This window comes from Rhizobium sp. SG_E_25_P2 (assembly GCF_029892285.1).
Classification (GTDB): Bacteria; Pseudomonadota; Alphaproteobacteria; order Rhizobiales; family Rhizobiaceae; genus Rhizobium_E.
In genome coordinates, this window is record NZ_JARXVM010000003.1 from 15,897 (window position 1) to 33,069 (window position 17,173).

The 17,173-nt window shown below is 61.2% G+C and carries 11 protein-coding genes; 10 read left to right on the plus strand and 1 reads right to left on the minus strand.

Annotated elements, in window-relative coordinates:
* Positions 1-16: 16 nt before the first annotated feature.
* The 10 genes from M2360_RS06100 to M2360_RS06145 all read left to right on the plus strand — a co-directional run bounded on the left by M2360_RS06100 (position 17) and on the right by M2360_RS06145 (position 15,639).
* A complete protein-coding gene (locus M2360_RS06100) occupies positions 17-283 on the plus strand; it encodes a DUF1488 domain-containing protein (RefSeq protein ID WP_280773632.1) in 267 nt (88 codons plus the stop codon).
* Positions 284-341: 58 nt separating this feature from the next.
* On the plus strand, positions 342-740 hold the full coding sequence (locus tag M2360_RS06105; RefSeq protein ID WP_280774072.1) for a hypothetical protein: 399 nt from the start codon (positions 342-344) through the stop codon (positions 738-740).
* Between the two features lie 61 nt (positions 741-801).
* Positions 802-972, plus strand: a complete 171-nt coding sequence (locus M2360_RS06110; RefSeq protein ID WP_280773633.1) for a hypothetical protein — start codon at positions 802-804, stop codon at positions 970-972.
* Positions 973-1,190: 218 nt separating this feature from the next.
* Positions 1,191-9,668: a glucoamylase family protein gene (locus M2360_RS06115; RefSeq protein WP_280773635.1), complete on the plus strand. Its 8,478-nt coding sequence runs from the start codon at positions 1,191-1,193 to the stop codon at positions 9,666-9,668.
* A gap of 449 nt (positions 9,669-10,117) precedes the next feature.
* Positions 10,118-10,732: a glutathione S-transferase gene (locus tag M2360_RS06120; protein ID WP_280773636.1), complete on the plus strand. Its 615-nt coding sequence runs from the start codon at positions 10,118-10,120 to the stop codon at positions 10,730-10,732.
* Positions 10,733-10,789: 57 nt separating this feature from the next.
* Positions 10,790-12,859 (plus strand): pyridoxamine 5'-phosphate oxidase family protein, encoded by a 2,070-nt coding sequence (locus tag M2360_RS06125; RefSeq protein WP_280773638.1) that lies wholly within the window; start codon positions 10,790-10,792, stop codon positions 12,857-12,859.
* A 228-nt stretch (positions 12,860-13,087) separates the two neighbouring features.
* The gene (locus tag M2360_RS06130) at positions 13,088-13,552 is read left to right on the plus strand and encodes a DUF1348 family protein (protein WP_280773640.1); all 465 of its coding nucleotides are present in this window, start codon (positions 13,088-13,090) and stop codon (positions 13,550-13,552) included.
* Between the two features lie 20 nt (positions 13,553-13,572).
* A complete protein-coding gene (locus M2360_RS06135) occupies positions 13,573-13,878 on the plus strand; it encodes a hypothetical protein (protein ID WP_280773642.1) in 306 nt (101 codons plus the stop codon).
* Positions 13,879-13,975: 97 nt separating this feature from the next.
* A complete protein-coding gene (locus M2360_RS06140; RefSeq protein ID WP_280773644.1) occupies positions 13,976-14,866 on the plus strand; it encodes a LysR family transcriptional regulator in 891 nt (296 codons plus the stop codon).
* A gap of 401 nt (positions 14,867-15,267) precedes the next feature.
* Complete coding sequence (locus M2360_RS06145) at positions 15,268-15,639, plus strand: hypothetical protein (protein WP_280773646.1); 372 nt, start codon at positions 15,268-15,270, stop codon at positions 15,637-15,639.
* Between the two features lie 70 nt (positions 15,640-15,709).
* Here M2360_RS06145 and M2360_RS06150 read toward each other — a convergent pair whose 3' ends face one another.
* A complete protein-coding gene (locus M2360_RS06150) occupies positions 15,710-17,170 on the minus strand; it encodes an aldo/keto reductase (protein WP_280773664.1) in 1,461 nt (486 codons plus the stop codon).
* Positions 17,171-17,173: the final 3 nt, after the last annotated feature.

Genomic DNA, 17,173 nt, shown 5'->3' on the forward strand with positions numbered 1-17,173 from the left:
ATGATGGGGGCCAGTGATGACCCTGTATTTTCCGAACGCCGCGCGAAGCTATGACCAGGCACATTCGCGCGTACGATTTCTCGGCCATGATGGGATGTTCGAGGTCCGGTTTTACGTGCTTGCTGAAGTGCTTGCTGGCGAACGCTCGACGCGGACCTTGAGTGAAGGCGACTATCTCGCTTTTTTCGATGCGTTGCGTTCACGGATCCTGGACGCCGCCCAGCGCGCATACAAAACCAGCCCGAACAAGTCCATCACCTTGGAACAACGGCATTTCGCCTGAGCACACAACAGTTTGCGCCGTGACGGCGCAGTATGAATTCATCCTGACAAGAAGGAGAATTGCAGTGACCACTGTTACCAGGACAAAAGAAACGCTTGTCCAGCGGTTCGATGGCTATCAGCCCACGAAGACCATTCTCGTCTGGGCCTGCGGCATGACAGCCGTCGCCACGATGGTTATCGGATTCGGCTGGGGAGGCTGGGTGACAGCGGGCAGCTCTCTGAAAACAGCGACGGCTGCAGGCGAATTGGCCAACCGAGAGCTCGCGTCGGCCATCTGTGTCGACAAGTTCAGGACTGCGCCGGATTCGGCGGCCAAACTGGTGGAATTGAAGGCTCTTCCTGACAGTTACAAAAAGCGGCAGTTCATCGAAGCCGGCGGATGGGCCGTGATGCCCGGGCAGACCTCGGCGAATAGTCGCATTGCCGAAAGTTGCAGCGACGTTTTGTCGGCTTGAACCGGCAGGCGCATGTGCGCCTTCCAACGTTCCGCATATCCTTGCCACAGGAGTTTGAATCGTGATCCGTTTTAAAAAGCAAACAGCCGCCGACGCCGCACTTGCCGAGGCCGACCGCAATCCTTTCGATCAGGTCCGCGACGCAGCGGTCGAACAACCCGATCTGCTTTCCATGAAAGATGTGCGGCCCCGTCCACGCTCGGCGAAGACAGACGATACCCCCAGTTCATAGCGGCTCTTTGAGCCCAAACGATTTCCGAAGACAGAATTTGCTTCGCCGGCTGCCGAGGCTGGAGGCGCGGTTGAACGCGCCCATGCTTTCCCGAGCGACTTGATGTGCACTGCGGTTGGTCGTGTCGGACTGGAGACGTCTTCAGCTTCGCCGCGATGAGGAACAATGCCCGTCATCACGTGTTGATGCCAAAATAACTAACGGATGGAACAAGAACAATGAACATCCATCTGAACGGCGCCGCAGCCTCCTCTGATATCAAAACAGGACTGTCCGGGGACGCGCAGGCGCCGATACGCAGCGATTTTCAGACGCCTCGTGAGCTCGCCGAGCTTGGCCACAGGCTTGCTGCCGAAAAATCCGCCCAGCTCCACAGTTTTGGAGCCCTGCGGTTTCCCGAACAGCTCGACAGCAACGAAGAGGCGCTTCGCGCCAATCATTCGGCAATCGCCGAGGCGGCGCATAAGAAGCAGATGATCACACCTGCAGCCGAATGGCTTCTGGATCATCATCACACCGTCAAGGAAAATTTCCGCCAGGTGCGCCGGGATCTTCCGAAGAAATTCTTCCGTCAGCTTCCAGCGATCTCAGTCAATGGGACAACCCAATTGCCGCGCACCTTTGCGCTGACTTGGGAATATGTCGCACATACCGACAGTTCCTTCCGGCCGGAAACGCTGAGCGCCATCGTCGGCGGTTTTCAGGAGGTCGATACGCTGGCGATCGGCGAAATATGGGCGGTGCCAGCGATCCTGCGTTACGTCCTGCTCGAAAATTTGAGGCGGTTGTCGGACCGGGTGGAGACGTCGCGTCGCATGCGCGAAAGAGCCAATGATCTGGCCGATCGTCTGGCGTCCAGCGAACCGGGCGGCGATGTAAGCCAATCGCTGCGCGGCTATGAGATCGACACCGCTGACACGAGTTTCGTGGCGCAGCTTCTGTACCGGCTGCGGGAAGACACCAATTCGACCTCCAAGGCGCTGACATGGCTGGAGCAAAGGCTCGAGGACCGCCTCAGCGACGCCGAAGAGGTGATGATCTCCGAGCATGCCAAGATCTCGACCGGCAATGTCACCGTCGGCAATATCATTCGTAGCCTGAAGCGCATCGATGATTTCGACTGGACGATCTGGTTCGAGGACATGTCCAAGGTCGATGTGGCGCTTCGCGAAGCGTCCGATTTCGCGGCGCTCGATCCACGCTCGCGCAATCATTATCGCACCACGATCGAAACCATCGCCCGGCGCTCCGACATGACCGAAATGGCCGTTGCGATGCTCGCCATTGACAAGTCGGGCTTTCATCGGGCGAACGGGGCAGCCATCGATCGCCGCAGCGATGTCGGCTATTACCTCGCGGGCAAGGGACTGGTTGAGCTCAAGGACGCCGCCGGCTATCGAGCGCCATTCAGGGAGCGGTTCGGCCGCGCCTATAGCGGCATGGGCATTGCTGCGCTCGTTGCGCCGACGCTGGCCATCACGGCCGCCATTCTCGCCCTTGGCGCATGGTTCCTGATGGAGCAGTCGACGGCCTTAATCGCCGTGGCCCTGTTGCTCGCCACATTCGCCCTTCCGGCGCTGGAAGCGGCCTCGGCGCTGTTCCGTGCGATCGTTTTTGCACTTGCTCCGCCGGCCTTCCTGCCTGGTTTTGAGTTCAAATCCGGCGTGCCTCGATCAGCGCGCACGCTCGTGGTTATTCCGTGCCTGCTGACGGACCGCGACACGGTTGCAGCCCTGGTCCGAAATCTCGAAGTCCACTATCTCGCCAATCCGGATCCTGAGATCTTCTTCGCCTTGCTGAGCGATCTCGCCGACAGCAAGACCGAACAGACGAAGGGTGGGGCGGAGATCATCGCCTTTGCTGCAGCCGAGATCGAGGCGCTAGCGAGAAAATACGCCGCCGTGGGTCCGCGGCGATTTTTCCTGCTCCATCGCCGTCCGCTCTACAATCCGTCCGAAGGCGTGTGGATGGGCTGGGAACGCAAACGTGGAAAACTGCAGGAGCTCAACATGCTGCTGCGTGGCGACATCGACACCACCTTCGGCGCGCCGGATCATGTTCCCGCAGGCGTCCAATATGTCTTGACGCTCGATTCCGACACGCGCCTGCCGCGAGATTCCGCCCGCAAACTGATCGGGAAGCTCGCTCATCCGCTCAATGCTCCGACGATAGACCCGGTGACCCGGCGCGTGACGGAAGGCTACGCTATCTTGCAGCCGCGCATCACGCCCTCCCTGACCACAGGAGATGAAGCCTCGATATTCCAGCGCATCTTTTCGCGCGATCGCGGACTCGACCCTTATGTCTTTGCGGTGTCGGACGTCTATCAGGACCTGTTCGGAGAGGGGTCTTTCACGGGCAAAGGGCTCTACCATGTGGATGCGTTCCATACGGCGCTCGAGGGCCGCATCGCCGAGAACACCATTCTCAGCCACGATCTCCTGGAAGGAGCCTTCGGCAGAAGCGCCTTGGTTACGGATGTCGTGTTCATCGAGGACTTTCCTGTTCAGTACAGCGTCGAGGCGTCGCGCCAGCATCGATGGGTTCGTGGCGACTGGCAATTGCTGCCCTATATCCTGGGAAGCGCGCCGGGGACACCGCCGCTATCGCGCTTCAAGATGATCGACAATCTGCGCCGCTCGGCGACGCCGGCCATTTGGATCATATCCTCGCTGGCGAGTTGGAGCCTTCTTGCCCCTGGTGGCGCCGTATTGTGGCAGCTTGGGCTGATCATCGCCTTCTATGTCGGGCCGATCGTATCGCTGTTTGCCGGGATCGTGCCTCGCCAGGTGGGGGTGACACCGGAAATCCATGCCCGAACGCTCCTGGACGATCTCACCGACATTCTCGCCCAGATCGGCCTGCATATCGCCTTCATGGCGCATAATGCGGCGTTGATGGCGGATGCGATCATCAGAACCCTGTGCCGGCTTTACTACAGCCGAAAGCAACTCATCGAATGGAAAACGACGCTCGAAATATCCTCCTCGGCATCCCGAAACCTGGCGGATTTCTATCGGCTGATGTGGGCGTCGCCCGCCATCGGCCTGGTTTGCATGGGCCTCGTCTTCGTCGTCAATCCCGTTAACGCCGCCATCGCCGTGATGTTCGGGCTGATCTGGATGGCAGCGCCGGCTTTGGCCTGGTGGATAAGCCAGACCCTGGAAACCGAGGATCGTCTCAAGGTGTCGGACGACGATGTCGCGACCTTGCGCGCGCTTGCGCGCCGCACCTGGCGTTTCTTCGAAGTGTTTGTCACACGGGAGAACAATTTCCTTCCGCCCGACAATTTTCAGGAGGAGCCGATACCTGTCGTGGCGTATCGCACCTCGCCGACCAATATCGGCCTCTATTTGCTTTCGACCATCACGGCGCGGGACATGGGCTGGATCAGTTTTGCCGATTGTATCCAGCGGTTGGAGGAAACGCTCGACACGGTCGAGAAGATGGAGAAATTCAAGGGGCACCTTTACAACTGGTATGATACGCGCGACCTCGCTGTTCTGCATCCGCGTTATGTTTCGGCCGTCGACAGCGGTAATCTCGCCGGCCACCTGATCGTCGTGTCGTCGACGCTGAAGGAATGGTCCGAAGCGCTGACCGTACATTTGATCGGCGATGTGCGCGGCATCATCGACACGGCCCGCGTGGTGCGCGAGACGTTGGACACAATTCCCGATGCGCGGCGCACGATCCGTCCGTTGCGACGCCGATTGGAGGAACGTCTGGCGGGCTTCGATGCCACGCTGCAATCGCGCCTGCACGAGCCGCAGCTGGCGTCGGTGCGCTCGATCAGCCTGTCGATCGTGGCCAGCGACGTGCAAGCCTGCGCCGGGGATCTCGATCATGAAATCGCTGGCGAATCCTCGGGCCTGCTGGTCGAATGGGCGGATCGGCTGCATGCTAATTGCGAAGCCCATTTCGCCGACGCTTTGTTCGATCGTTCTCGATACCGCGACTTACAAGCGCGGCTCACGTCGCTTGGCGAACGCGCCCGTAGCCTTGCCTTCAAGATGGACTTCGGCTTCCTGTTCAACCAAGAGCGCCGGTTGCTGTCGATCGGTTATAATGGCGTGGACCAAATGCTCGATGAATCCTGCTATGATCTGCTGGCGTCTGAAGCCCGGCTCACCAGCCTGTTCGCCATCGCCAAGGGCGACGTTCCCAGCGAACATTGGTTCCGCCTCGGCAGGCCGGTATCGATTGTGAGGGGCCAGGCGTGCCTTGTGTCATGGTCCGGCTCGATGTTCGAATATCTCATGCCGCCGCTCGTGATGCATGAACGGCAAGGCGGCATCCTCAACCAATCTGACAATCTGTCGATCGATCGGCAGATCGCCTATGGCAAATCGCTAGGGCTGCCCTGGGGCGTGTCTGAGTCCGCGTTCAACGCCCGCGACCGCGAGTTGAACTATCAATATCACAATTTCGGCGTCCCGGGCCTTGGGCTCAAACGCGAACTGGGCAGCAATGTTGTCATTTCCCCCTATGCCAGCGCACTGGCAAGCCAGTTCAAACCGCGTGACGGGGTGGCCAATCTCGGCCGTTTGGCGTCAATCGGGGCGCTTGGGGTCTATGGCTATTATGATGCGGTGGATTTCACCGAAGCCCGTTTGCCCGAAGGCCAAAGCTCGGCCGTCGTGCGCAATTACATGGCTCATCACCAGGGCATGTCTATCGCGGCCATCGGCAATGTCGTGCTGAACGGGCGGCTGCGCGACCGCTTCCACAGCGATCCGGTCATCGAGGCCGCCGAACTGCTGCTGCAGGAGCGGGCGCCGCGTGAAATCGTGCCGGTGCGCACGCCGGATGAGAGCGAACCTGTGAAAGACGTCGTCACCGAGCTGGCCTCAGGCGTCAAATATCGCGTCATTGACAATCCGCTGAGCGCCAAGCGCTCCGTCGCCGTGATCTCCAACGGTCATTATTCGCTGATGGTCACCGCCACCGGCTCGGGCTATTCGCGCTGGAACGGCCTTGATGTCACCCGCTGGCGAGCCGATCCGACGGTCGACGACTGGGGCTCATACATCTTTCTTCGGGATGTGGGCAGCGGCGACTGGTGGTCAGCCACCCCAGCGCCGCGCGCCTTTCCGGGCGAGACGGCAAGCACAGTCTTCTCGGACGAGAAAGCCGAGTTCCACAAGACCGCGGGCATGATCGAATCCAAGCTCGAATGCCTTGTGGCGACGGAAATCGACGCAGAGGGCCGCCGTCTGACCATCGTCAACAATGGCGCCTATGAGCGGTTGATCGAGGTCACCTCCTACGGCGAGCTGGTTCTATCGGCGGCCGACAGCGATGCCGCGCATCCAGTATTTTCCAAAATGTTCGTCAAGACGGAAATCGGCGACAGCGGCGATGTCATCTACGCCTCGCGCAACAAGCGCGCTATCGATGAGCCCGACATGCACGTGGCCCATCTCGTCGGTGGATCGAGCGCACGTGGTTCGGTCGAAGCGGAAACGGATCGGCGCGCCTTCATCGGTCGCGGCCGGGATCTCGCTACCGCCCAGGCATTCGATCCGCACGCCAAGCTCGAAGGCCATGACGGCTTTACGCTCGATCCAATCTTTGCGCTGCGGCGCACCGTCCGCCTGAAGCCGGGGAAAAAGGCGAGCGTCGTGTTCTGGACCTTTGTCGCTCCCAGCCGCCCGGAGCTTGAGACGCGGGTCGCGCGCTACCGGCATGCGGAGAATTTCGACAATGAGGCGGCGCTATCCTGGACCCGCAGCCAGGTGCAGTTCCGTCATCTGGATTCTTCCAAGAGCGAGGCGCTGCTGTTTCAGCGCATCGCCTCCTTCCTGATCTATCCCGACACACGCCTTCGCCAGGTGCAAACGCCTGGAAATGTGGTGAAGGCGACACAGGCCGCGCTGTGGCCCCTGGGCATATCCGGAGATTTTCCCATCTTCGCGTTGCGCATCGACAATGAAGCGGATCTGCCAATCGTGCAAAAATCCTTCCGCATGCAGGAATATCTCCGTTCTCGCGGCGTGATCGCCGATTTGGTGATCATCAATGAACGGACAGCCTCCTATGCCCAGGACATGCAGCACGCCATCGATTTCATGTGTGAAAACGCCCGCCGACGCGGCCTCTCGTCCGGCCCGGCGCAGCATATTTTCTCGGTCCGCAAGGATCTGATGGATGAGCGCGCCTATGACGCCTTGATCAGCGCCGGGCGCATCGTCTTGCACACTCGAAATGGCGCTATTTCCGAGCAGATCGAACGGCTTGAGCGTCTGTCAGGCAGCGAGGCGGACACCGCCTCGCATATGTCGCGGTGGAGAAAGAGTCGGGTCGCGTCCAACTCCGTCGGGAAGACAGCCGTATCGGGCGAGGATCTGTCGTTCTGGAACGGCTATGGCGGCTTTGATCCCGAAGGTCGCGACTATGTCATCCGGCTCAATGGCGGCGCATCGACGCCGCAGCCCTGGATCAACGTGATCTCCAATGGCGCCTTCGGCTTTCATATCGCAGCCGAAGGGGCGGGCTTTACCTGGAGCGCGAATTCGCGCGACTATCAACTCACCCCCTGGAGCAATGACGCCGTCGTTAACCGGCCATCCGAGGCCTTCTACATCCGGGATCTCAAATCCGACAAAATCTTCTCTCCGTTTGCCGCCATCGGGCGCAATCCCCAAGACATCCATGAGGTCCGCCACGGGCCAGGCCGTTCGCGCTTCAAAGTGGGTGCCGACGGGCTCGACATCGTCATGACGCAGATCGTGGCGGAGAGTGATCCCGCAAAGCTGATGCAACTCAGCATCACCAATCATGGCGGCCACGCCAGATCGTTGCGCGTCTACGCCTATGCTGAATGGGTGTTGGGAAATAATCGAGCCCGCACCGCCCCCTATATCAAGACCTGGCATGAAGAGGGCCTTAATGCGCTGCTGGCGCAGAATCCGTTTTCGGTGGAAAGCTCGTCGCGCACTTCGTTTCTCGCCGCGAGCCGCGCATTGCATTCTTTTACCAGCGCTCGGGCTGAATTCCTGGGCGATGACAGCAACAGCTTTGCGCCCTCGGCGGTCAGCAGGCGCGTGACGCTCTCCAACACGCTTGAGACGGCGGGAGATCCTTGTGCGGCGCTGGCGGTCGATCTGATTGTCCAGCCCGGCGAGACGGTCGACACGCTCTTTGTTCTCGGCGATGTCGAGAATGAAGCGATGGCCGCTCCGCTGATTGAAAGACTGATCGGCGCTGGCTTTGCCGCAGAACAGGACAAGACCAATCGCCAATGGGACGGGTTTCTCGACGCCCTGCAGGTCTCCACGCCCGACGAGGCTTTCGACCGGATGGTCAACACCTGGCTTCCCTATCAAAACCTCGCCTGCCGGATCCGCGCCCGCAGCGCTTTCTATCAGGCGTCTGGGGCCTTCGGTTTTCGCGATCAGTTGCAGGATACACTGGCGCTGATGCTGCAGGACCCGAGCCTTGCCCGCGCCCAGATCCTCAATGCCGCCAGCCGGCAGTTTCCCGAGGGCGACGTGCAGCATTGGTGGCTGCCGAGAACGGGGGCGGGCGTGCGAACGCTGATTTCCGACGACGTGGTGTGGCTTGCCTATGCGACCGCCCATTATGTGGCGGTGACGGGAGACGCAAGCGTGCTGGACGAGGACCTCGCCTTTCTCCAGGGGCCGTTGCTTGGCGAGAAGCATGAAAGTTTCTTCCAGCCTGATATCTCGGAGGATCGCTCCAACCTCTATGACCACTGCGCCCGGGCGCTTGATCTGGCCATCACGAGAACCGGCGCCCATGGTTTGCCGCTGATCCTCGGCGGCGACTGGAATGACGGGATGAACCGCGTTGGCGTCGCTGGCGAGGGCGAGAGCGTCTGGCTTGGCTGGTTCCTGATCAAGGCGCTGGAGGCGTTCAGCCGCATTGCGGAGGCGCGCGGCGACCAAGCGCATGCGGACGCATGGCGGACGCATCGGAGCGCGCTCAAGGCGGCCATCGAGGCCGATGGCTGGGACGGAGAATGGTACCGGCGCGGCTATTTCGACGATGGCTCCCCACTTGGCTCCGCCGAGAGCGACGAATGCCGGATCGATTCCATCGCCCAGTCCTGGAGCATCCTGTCGGGCGGCGCAGATCCCGATCGCGCCGCGCAGGCCATGGACAGCATATCCAACAGGCTAATCGACCCTGAAGCGGGCCTCATCCGGCTGTTTGCGCCACCCTTCGAACATTCTGACAAGGACCCAGGCTATATCAAATCCTATCCGCCTGGAGTGCGTGAAAATGGCGGGCAATATACCCATGCGGCGATCTGGGTGGCCTATGCGTTGGCGGAAATGGGCCGCTCCGACGAGGCCTATCGGGTGTTTTCCATGCTCAACCCTATCAACCACGCCCTGACCCGGGAACTGGCGGATGTCTACCGCGTCGAGCCCTATGTCGTGGCGGCGGATGTCTATGGCGTGGGCGACAAGACCGGAAGGGGCGGCTGGACATGGTATACCGGCTCGGCCGGCTGGCTGTACCGCACTGCCGTCGAAGCCATTCTCGGCATTCGCCGGGAAGGCGACCGACTGCGGATATCGCCCTCGCTGCCAGCAGCCTGGCCTGGTTTTGCGGCGCGGCTGGTGCAGGAGGGCGCTGTATATGAGATAGTCGTTTCACGCGACGAGACGACGATCGTCGTGCATGTCAATGGTCAACTCGCCGAGAACGGGGTCTGGGTGGTCTAAAAATGTGGGCCTGTTGACCTGCAAAAATTGAGAGCAGGCTCTATTTAAACTGTCTTGCCCTTCATAGTGGTCGGGTAAGTTGGGCGGTGACCGCATCTGCGCCTTGTGCCATCGCCCGCAACTATCCCGTTCACCATGTTCGGGCCTCGCCAGACGAATTGGGTCCAGAGGGAAAGCACGCTTCACGCGTTCCTTCCGATACGAGAACGCTTGGCAATGGCCGGATGATGTAGACTCTGCAGAACCAACGCCTTGCGTGGACGGGCCAGATCTTGTCGAAAAATGTGTAGGCGGTCGTTGTCGCGACCTTCCGGCGGCGCGCAGTGTTCGATTATTGCGCGGTGTGAAACAATGAGCTGCATAGATCGGCTGTTCTAAATGCCTGCGAACCATAGCACCCTGCGCCTGCGGATCGGGATTGGCCCGTCCGGGAGCCGCGGGAGCGCATCATGAAACTCTATCATCATCCATTGTCGGGGCATGCGCACAGGGCGCGGCTGTTTCTGTCTTTGCTCGGCGCGCCGCACGAGCTTATCGAAGTGGACCTCGCCGCGGGCGGGCACAAGACGCCGGAATTTCTCAAGCTCAATCCATTTGGGCAGGTCCCGGTCCTCGACGACGAGGGGACGATCGTAACGGATTCCAACGCCATTCTGGTCTATCTCGCCAAAAAACTGGGTCGTACCGAATGGCTTCCGGAAGACGCCGGCGGCGCGGCGGCCGTTCAGCGCTGGCTCTCGGTCGCGGCGGGCGAAGTTGCTTATGGGCCGGCCGCCGCCCGCCTGATCACGGTCTTCGGCGCCAGGTTCAATCCGGAGGAAGTGATCGGTCGGGCGCATATGCTGCTCGCCAGACTTGAGAGCTGTCTCGCCGACCGCGAGTGGCTGGCGGCAGAACGTCCGACGATCGCCGATGTCGCGATCTACAGCTATGTCTCCCGCGCTCCGGAAGGCAATGTGGACCTATCGAGCTATCCCGCCGTCAACCGCTTCTTGCGCCGAGTCGAGGCATTGCCCGGTTTCTTGCCATTCGCCGCAACGCCTGCCGGCCTTTCCGCCGCATAAGCCGCATCTGGGAGCGCAGCCTGCGCTTCCAGTCGAACGTGACCCCTGGAGGCGGAAATGAGCGAGTTCCTCGAAAAATTACCGGTCTGGCATGAAGGCGAACGGCGCCTCCAGGAGAAAGTGGGGGCCGCTGAACGCATGGCCGCCGTCGGCCCGCGCGTGGTGCGTGATTTCATGCCGGACCAGCATAGCGATTTTTATGCACAATTGCCGTTCATTGTGCTCGGCAGTGTCGACCGCGGTGATGACGCCTGGGCGACGCTGATTGAAGGGCAACCGGGTTTCATAACCTCCCCGTCGCCGACCGCGCTTGAGATTGGAGCCTTTCCGGGCGCCGGAGACCCGGCCGGGGAGGGAATCGTCCAGGGCAAGGCGGTTGGTCTTCTCGGCATTGAGATGCTCACGCGGCGGCGCAATCGCATGAACGGGGTCGTGGCGAGTGCGGCGGATCATCTCCAGATTGAGGTTGACCAGAGTTTCGGAAATTGCCCGCGTTATATTCAGCTTCGCGACGTCGCCTTTGCACGCGCCCCCCATCAACACGGGACCGGTGAAATCGAAGAGCTTACGGCGCTCGACGCGCCCGCGCGGGAGCTGATTGCATCGGCGGACGTTTTTTTCGTCGCGTCTTTCGCAGACCGCGATAAGCGCAGGCAGGTTGACGTCTCGCATCGCGGCGGCAAGACAGGCTTCGTCCGGGTTTCGGAGGAGGGTGTTCTGACCGTGCCGGATTTTGATGGAAATCTGTTTTTCTCGACGCTCGGCAACATTCTCCTGAATGGCAAGGCGGGTCTGCTTTTCGTCGATTTCGCCACCGGCGACGTCCTGCAGATGAGCGGAGACGCCGAAGTGATCCTGGATTCTCCGGAGATCGCAGCCTTCCAGGGGGCGGAACGTCTATGGACCTTCGCGCCACGCCGGATCATGCGCCGGCGGAATGCGCTTGCCTTGCGCTGGACGTTTCGAGCCGACGGCTGGTCGCCCAGTTCGCTGATGACCGGCGATTGGAGGCAGGTCGCCGACCGATTGACAGCGTCGGGACATCGTTTGGAATGGCAGCGTCTCACCGTGACCAAGATCATCGACGAAAGCACGACCATCCGCTCTTTTTACCTCGAACCAGCGGAGGGCGGCGCACTCGCTCCTCATCTTGCCGGTCAACACTTGCCTATCCGCCTGGTCGTGCCTGGGGGAGAAAGTCCTCTCATCCGGACCTATACGCTCTCGGACGCCCCGTCCGACGGGGTGTACCGCATCAGCGTCCGGCGTGACGGACTGGTGTCGCGCCATCTACATGACGTGGTCCGCGTCGGCGACGTGATCGAAGCCCGGACCCCCGGGGGCGATTTCACCATTGATGCGCATGCGACGCGCCCGGCGGTGCTTCTGGCTGGCGGGGTTGGTGTGACGCCGCTCATTTCGATGCTCCGGCATGTGGTTTTCGAGGGGGTGCGTAAACAGCGAATGCGCCAGGTGATCTTGTTCCAGGCGGCGCGATCCAAACAGGAACGTCCTTTCGATCGGGAGATTGCCGAACTCGTCGACGCCGGACGAGGAGCAATTCGTCTGGTTCGTGTTTTGAGCGATCCGGTCGGCGCGGAGAAAGGCCGTGATTATGACGAAGCCGGCCGTATCGATATGGCGTTGCTCCGCCGTAACCTGACATTCGACGACTATGACTTTTATCTCTGTGGGCCGCCGCAATTCGCTCAGGCGCTTTATGACGGGCTTCGCGCCTTCGGCCTCGTTGACGCCCGCATTCATACAGAGTCGTTTGGCCCGTCCGCCGTGAAGCGATCCTCGGATGCGAACGGCGTCACGACAGTGGCGCGCCGGCCGCAGTCGACCCGGTCCGCAGCGGTCCTCTTCGTCAATTCACTCAAGGAAGCCCGCTGGACGCCTGGCGCAGGCACTTTGCTGGATTTGGCCGAAGCGCGAGGGCTGCAACCCGAATTCGGCTGCCGCGCCGGCTCCTGTGGCGCTTGCCGCAGCCGGCTGATCGCCGGCGAGGTCGCGTATGTGAGGGACGTGACGGCGAGTGTCGGCGAAGGTGAGGTCCTGCTCTGTTCGACGGCGCCGGCGGAAATCGACCGCAATGGTGAAAACCGGATCGAGTTGGCCCTCTGACGTCTATCACTTAGGATTGATGCGCTGGAAGAAATAGTGCCTTCCGCAGTATCACCGTTCATCTCCGGGTCGAACAGGCCCATCTTGGATGAATGGAGAGGATCTTCTCTGCGCGCCACAAGCAGATCGTTGTGTTCCGACGGCATCGTCGAGCAAAACGCTTGAAGCCGTACAACAGCCGGCGCGCCCACACCATCTCGCTTTCCTCAACAATAAGGATCAGACCCAATGTCTCGCCCGCCTTTGCCTCCATTCAATGAACAGTCCGCAGTCGAGAAGGTGCGCCTCGCCGAAGATGGCTGGAACAGCCGCGACGCGGCGAAAGTGGCGCTTGCCTATACGCTTGACACTCGTTGGCGCAACCGCGCCGAATTTATCTACGGACGCGCCGAAGCGGAAGCGTTCCTGACGCGCAAATGGAACAGGGAACTCGATTATCGTTTGATCAAGGAGCTCTGGGCGTTCAAGGAAAACCGCATCGCTGTCCGCTACGCCTATGAGTATCGCGACGACAGCGGACAATGGTATCGCGCCTATGGCAACGAGAACTGGGAGTTCGCCGAGGACGGCCTGATGCGCTCTCGCCATGCCAGCATCAACGAACAACCGATCGCGGAATCGGATCGCAAATTTCGCTGGCCGCTCGGTCGCCGTCCGGATGATCACCCCGGCCTTAGCCATTTCGGATTTTGAGCGATGCGCGGGGTGGAGTCATGAGTGGGTTTCTGTTGGATGAACGCATGCGTCTGTCGATAGAGGTTGCGCTCGCCGCCGCCAGCGGCGACACCCGGCGCCTCTGCCGAGCAGAGGACGCAGCCATGGCCGCCGGCATGACCGGCGCGGAAATTGACGCTTTTCGCAGGGGGCAAAGTTTCGATTTCCAACTGTCGAGGGCGATAGGATTGGCGCTCGCTCCGGACCAGGAGTTGTTGCGCCGCGCCAGACGCGCCGGATTGAGCGACCGCGTCTGCATGGATATCGCGGCGCTGGCTGCGGCTAGTCGTGAAGTCAGGTCCTGATCAGGCTTACGCTGTCTATTGGAGGCGCGGGCTTTCCGGCTGGCGCAGGGGCGGGATCGATGCGAAAGTTGCCGTGGATCGGAGAGGGAACATCGTCATGGATCGCTGGCAGGCTATGCGGATCTTCGTCAAGGTCGCGGAGACCGAGAGTTTCGCGGCAACGGCGCGTCACATGAATATGAGCGCGCCGGCAGTCACCCGCATCGTCGCCTCGCTGGAGGAACTTATCGGCGCGCGTCTTTTCGTGCGAACGACCCGCTCGGTGAAAATGACCGAGGCCGGCGCGCGCTATCTCGGAGATTGTCGCCGTATCCTCGCCGATATCGCAGAGGCCGAGGCGACGGCGGGCGGCTCCTACGCCACGCCGACCGGGACGCTGGCGATCACGGCATCGGCATTGTTTGGCCAAATGTATGTGCTGCCCATCGTCATCAAATATCTCGACGCCTATCCTGGAGTACGGGCCCGGACGCTCTTTGTCGATCGGCCTCTCAACATGATCGAGGAAGGTGTGGATGTCGCGGTCCGCATTGGCCATTTGCCGGATTCCGGGTTTACGGCGATCAAGGTCGGGACCGTCAGGCATGTCGTCTGCGGTGCGCCGCGCTACTTCGAGCGGCATGGCGCGCCCGCCGCGCCGGGCGACCTGAGAGATCACCGGATCGCGGCCCCGACCAGCGCCTGGGCGTCACCGGAATGGCGCTTCGCCCGCGACCAGAAAGTGACCATCACTCCTGTCCTCCAATGCAACACCAATGAAGCGGCGATCACCGCAGCCCGTGAGGGCTGGGGCTTGACGCGCGTGCTGCATTACCAGATTGGCCCGGCCTTGATTGCCGGAGAATTGCAGATCGTGCTCGCCGAACACGAGGAACCGCCACTGCCGATCCATCTTCTTTATCCCGAAGGACGCAGCGCTCCCGCAAAGGTGCGGGCTTTCATCGACATGGCGGCCGCGTTGCTGAAGGAAAACAGACTGTTGAATTGAAACGCCAGGAAAGGTTAGCTCCGCTGGGGCCTCAGAGGCGGATCCAGGCGATGAGCGCGGTAAAACAGGGAGCGGTTTCCTGTTCCATCAATCACATCAGGCTTTTGAGTGTGGCGGTGTGCATTCTATTTCCAAGTAAGAAATGGAAATGATATCAATATGTTCAAGGATGTATCGCGACTGGGGCATCGTGCGAATAAGGATCACACGCAATGAAACTGCCCCTGCGCCCATATTGTCCTCTTGGTCATTGCATTAAGCAGTAGCAGAACGCGTCGGCGTATTGGTTGCTTCGGCGGTCGCGGCATTTTCGTATTGCGCTGAAGCTCTTCTTGCGTCTCGGCTCACAGGGCGTAAACTGCTGGCGATATCTGCGTGAAAAAGCTGGGAGGAGCGACTTCATGAGACGACAGTGGCCTGACGACCTCGATTTCATTCTGGATGGAGCCCAGGAGGTGACGCTGGAAGAGCCGGCGAGCGACGGCGAGGGGAGGGCGAAGGACAGACCCGCGTCGCGTCAGGCGCTGAAGGTGCGCCTCACCCAGCAGGATTTCGAGCGCATCTGGCCGCTTGCCGAGGCCCGCTATCGTCTGGCCGGCGCTCGCTCCGGTAAGGCGATCACGCTGGTCACCACCAATCCGCATTACCATCGCTGGCATCCCACAGACGGCGGCGTCGAGGAACATGTCAGCGAAAGCGGCCGCAGCGTGACGACGAAATATGTGGTCGTTCACTTTCTGCTCGACGATGTGCGCGAGACAGTCGAGGCCTGAGCGCTCAAACCTCGTTGACGGATGAACGAGCGTCTCCGCCGTGACCATATCGGCGGGGACGGCGGCGGCCCTAGCCGACCACCGCTTCCGCCTCGATCTCGACCTCATAGTCGCCGATCAGATTGCCGGCCTCGATCAGCGTGTTGGCCGGCAAGACCTCGCCGAAGACGCGGCCATGGGCGCGGGAGACCGGTTCCCACTGGTTAGCGTCCTTCAGATAGACGCGGGTGCGCACCACGTCCTCCATCTTGCCGCCGAGCGGGGCGAGCGAGGCGGCGATCTTGTCGAGAATATAGGTCGCCTGTGCGCCTGGGTCTCCCGGGGCGACGCAGCGGTTCGGACCATGGGTTGCCGTGGTGCCGGAGACAAGGATGCGGTCGCCCACGCGGACCGCGCGGCTATAGCCGGCGATCGGCTCCCAGACGCTGCCCGAGGATACCCTGAGACGATTAGGACGTCCCGGCACGGGCACAGCCTGATAGACCGAAGGGATTGCATCCAGATGATGGCTGAGGTCGCCGGACGCCGTGAGGAATGGCGGCTTGCGATATTCGTCGCCGCAATCGCCGGGAATGGGCGTGGTCTCAGCGAAAGCCGCATCCAGCGCGGCATGGTCGTCAGCGTCGAGCGCGAAGCGGAAGACATTGAGATTGTCGTCGCGATGCTCGCTTTCGCCGAGACGCGCGCCGATGATGGTGGCCGCGACGGCCTGATGCTCCAGCACCCAGCGGCTCGCGACATTGGACAATGACACTCCGTGCTTGCGGGCGATGTTTGAGGCGGCGCGGAGGATCGCCTGATAGGGCTCCCAGCCGCCGGCGGCGTCGATGAATCGCTTGTATTTCGACCGGCTCCAGTCTGCGATTTCGGCCGGCTCGGGCTGCCCAAGCCATTTTTCCGACAGGAAACCGCCGCAGAGCGTGCCATAGGCGAGAAGCTTGACGCCGGATCGGGCGCAGACGCGGGATAAATCGCCTGCCGCGCGCCGATCGATGAGCGAGAACGACACCTGATTGCTGACGATCTCGATGCCGTCAGCCAAGGCCAGCGCCAGATGCGCGGCGTCGACATTGGTGAGGCCGAGCGCGCCGATGAGACCTTCGTCCTTCATCGCCTGCATTTCATGCAGCGCGTCGAGCCAGGCCGGATGCTCGAATGTCCACCAGTGGAATTGCAGAAGGTCGATCTTGGAGACGTTCAGCCGCTGCAGCCGCTCCTCGACGCCGCGCCGTACGATCTCGCGGCTCATCGGGCCCGGCTCCGGGCACCATTTGGTGAAGGCGCGCGGCCTGTCGGCGCCCTCGAAGCGGGCCAGCAACCGGCCGGTGATGATCTCGGCAGAGCCGTAATGATCGGCCATGTCGAATGTGTCGAAGCCCGCCTTCGCATAGGCGGTGAGCGCATCAGCGCCGGATTCGGGATCGATGGTTGCGCCATTCTTCTCGATGTCGGCGACCTGCCATAACCCGCAGACGAGGCGGCTGATATCGAGATCGGGAGTGAGGCGGATACGGTCGGGGCGGGCGGTCATGAT